This window comes from Roseateles sp. P5_B10, assembly GCF_056400485.1.
Window position 1 is genome coordinate 1 of record NZ_JBFULE010000899.1, and the last position, 2,027, is coordinate 2,027.

Sequence of the window (2,027 nt, forward strand, 5' to 3'; positions counted from 1 at the left end):
GAACAAGATCATGCATGCCTCGGTCCATATCGGCGGGGCCCTGGTCATGATGTCCGACGGCATGTGCGACGGCGACACGGCCTTCAAGGGCTTCTCGTTGTCGCTGGACTGCCCCGACGCCGATGCCGCGCGAGAGGCGTTTGCGGCTCTCGCCGAAGGTGGCCAGGTCAAGATGCCGCTGGCCAAGACCTTCTGGGCGCCGCTGTTCGGCATGGTCGATGACCGCTTCGGCGTGGGCTGGATGGTGGGCGTGTCGGACAATGCGGCGTAGTGACCACGCCAGTACAGCTCCCCGCACATCTCAAGGCCGACTGCTCGGCCTGCGTAGCGCTGTGCTGCGTGATTCCACCCTTCGATGCGAGCCAGGGCTTTGGCTTCGACAAGCCGGCCGAGACACCCTGCCACCACCTTTGCGCTGACCACCGCTGCGGCATCCACGATGAACTGGTGCCGCGCGGCTTTGAGGGCTGCGTGGCCTTTGACTGCCTGGGCGCGGGCCAGCGGCTGACGGCCTTGGCCACCGAACGCTTCGGCAGCGCCGACTGGCGCGCGCGGCCCGAGGTGGCGCGCTGGCTGTTCCAGGCCTATCCGCGCGTGCGTCAGACCCAGGAGTGGCTGGCCCGACTGAGCCTGGCCGCGCTGCTGACCCAGCATGTGGCGCTGCAGGCCCTGGCCACCGAGCTGGAGGCCGACGCGCAGCGCTGGCCGGACTGGACGGCGGCCGAGCAAGCCGGCTGGCAAGGCCGCGTACAGGCGGCGCTGGCGCCGTTGGCCGAAAATCGGCGTTCAAGGAGCTGATGCAATGTTTGGATTGATGGGCGGCTTTGGGGCTGCCGAAGGCCGGCTGCTGACTGAAACCGGTGCGACGAGTGACCATGCTTTCTGATTGGGTGGAGCCGCAGTGGCGCCGGCGCCGTGGCGTTCGCACCGTTCAAGTCGTGGCCGTGCTGGCTGCGTTGCTGGCGGTCTTGAGCCTGCTCGGCATGTTCAACCAGTTCGGCGCTTCCGACGGCGACGTGATCAAGACAGAACGGCAGTTGGTCGCGTCCGTCGACTTGCGCGTCGGCAATCCCGCCGGCGCGGTGGAGCGCGGTGAGGCCAAGGCACGTGCGGACATCAAGGCAGGCCTTCTGCAACTGCAGATATTCGGGCCCCCGAAGACCAAAGCTGAAGCGGCCAAGGCCCAGCGGCTGGAGAAACGCTACGGCGTCGACTGGGTCTACAAGGGCGAGGAGGGCTCGCTGCTCGCACTTGCCTTCGCTGACGGCTACAACGGCGTGATGCGAGCCGAGATTGAACGCCGTCACGGCGGCGAAGCCCTGGAGCAGCTGATGCGCGAGCATGGCGTTGCTTCTCCGAAGCAGAAGGAAGGCCCATGAAGCTCATCGGCATGCTGGACTCCCCCTATGTGCGCCGCGTCGCGATCTCGATGCGGCTGCTCGGCCTGCCCTTCGAGCATGCGGCCATCTCGGTGTTCCGCGGTTTTGATGCCTTCCGGCAGATCAACCCGGTCGTCAAGGCGCCAACGCTGATCTGCGACGACGATGGCGGCAGCCTGCTGATGGATTCGACACTGATGCTCGAGTACGTTCAGGCCCTGGCCGGCCGCAGCCTGCAATCGAGCGAGCCGGCCGAGCTGCTGCGCGAGCTGCGCCTCACCGGCCTGGCGCTGGCGGCCTGCGAGAAGACGGCCCAGATCGTCTACGAGCGCGGCCTGCGCCCGGCCGAGAAGCGGCATGAGCCCTGGATCGAGCGCGTCACTGGCCAGCTGCTGGCAGCCTATGGCGAGCTGGAGAAAGAACTGAGCCACCAGCCGCTGGATGCCAGCGAAGGCGGCATCCGCCAGGCGGGCATCACGGTCGGCGTCGCCTGGACCTTCACGCAGTTCCTGCTGCCCGAGGTGGTGGCAGCAGACGGCTTCCCACATCTCGTCGCGCATGCAGCGGCGACCGAGGCGCTGCCGGTCTTTCGCGCCATTCCCTGCGACGACGCGGTACAACTCAGCTGATGGCCAAGCGCCCCTCGCA

General features: G+C 67.3%; 4 protein-coding genes. All 4 read left to right on the plus strand.

Annotated features, from left to right (window positions below; genetic code table 11):
- Nucleotides 1-271 (plus strand): VOC family protein (locus AC1DU6_RS29005; protein ID WP_477861399.1); only part of this gene is annotated, 271 nt, incomplete at its 5' end.
- Nucleotides 271-798, plus strand: coding sequence for a hypothetical protein (locus AC1DU6_RS29010; RefSeq protein ID WP_157281324.1), 528 nt, complete (start codon nt 271-273; stop codon nt 796-798). The genes AC1DU6_RS29005 and AC1DU6_RS29010, both read left to right, overlap by 1 nt.
- Nucleotides 799-938: 140 nt before the next feature.
- Nucleotides 939-1,379: a hypothetical protein gene (locus tag AC1DU6_RS29015; RefSeq protein ID WP_477861401.1), complete on the plus strand. Its 441-nt coding sequence runs from the start codon at nt 939-941 to the stop codon at nt 1,377-1,379.
- Nucleotides 1,376-2,008: a glutathione S-transferase gene (locus tag AC1DU6_RS29020; protein WP_457320884.1), complete on the plus strand. Its 633-nt coding sequence runs from the start codon at nt 1,376-1,378 to the stop codon at nt 2,006-2,008. Before AC1DU6_RS29015 ends, AC1DU6_RS29020 begins: the two co-directional genes overlap by 4 nt.
- The last annotated feature ends 19 nt before the right edge of the window (nt 2,009-2,027 follow it).

Bases quoted from the DNA above. Each gene is read 5' to 3' on its own strand.
- AC1DU6_RS29020 (WP_457320884.1), top strand. From the start codon at position 1,376: ATGAAGCTCATCGGCATGCTGGACTCCCCCTATGTGCGCCGCGTCGCG.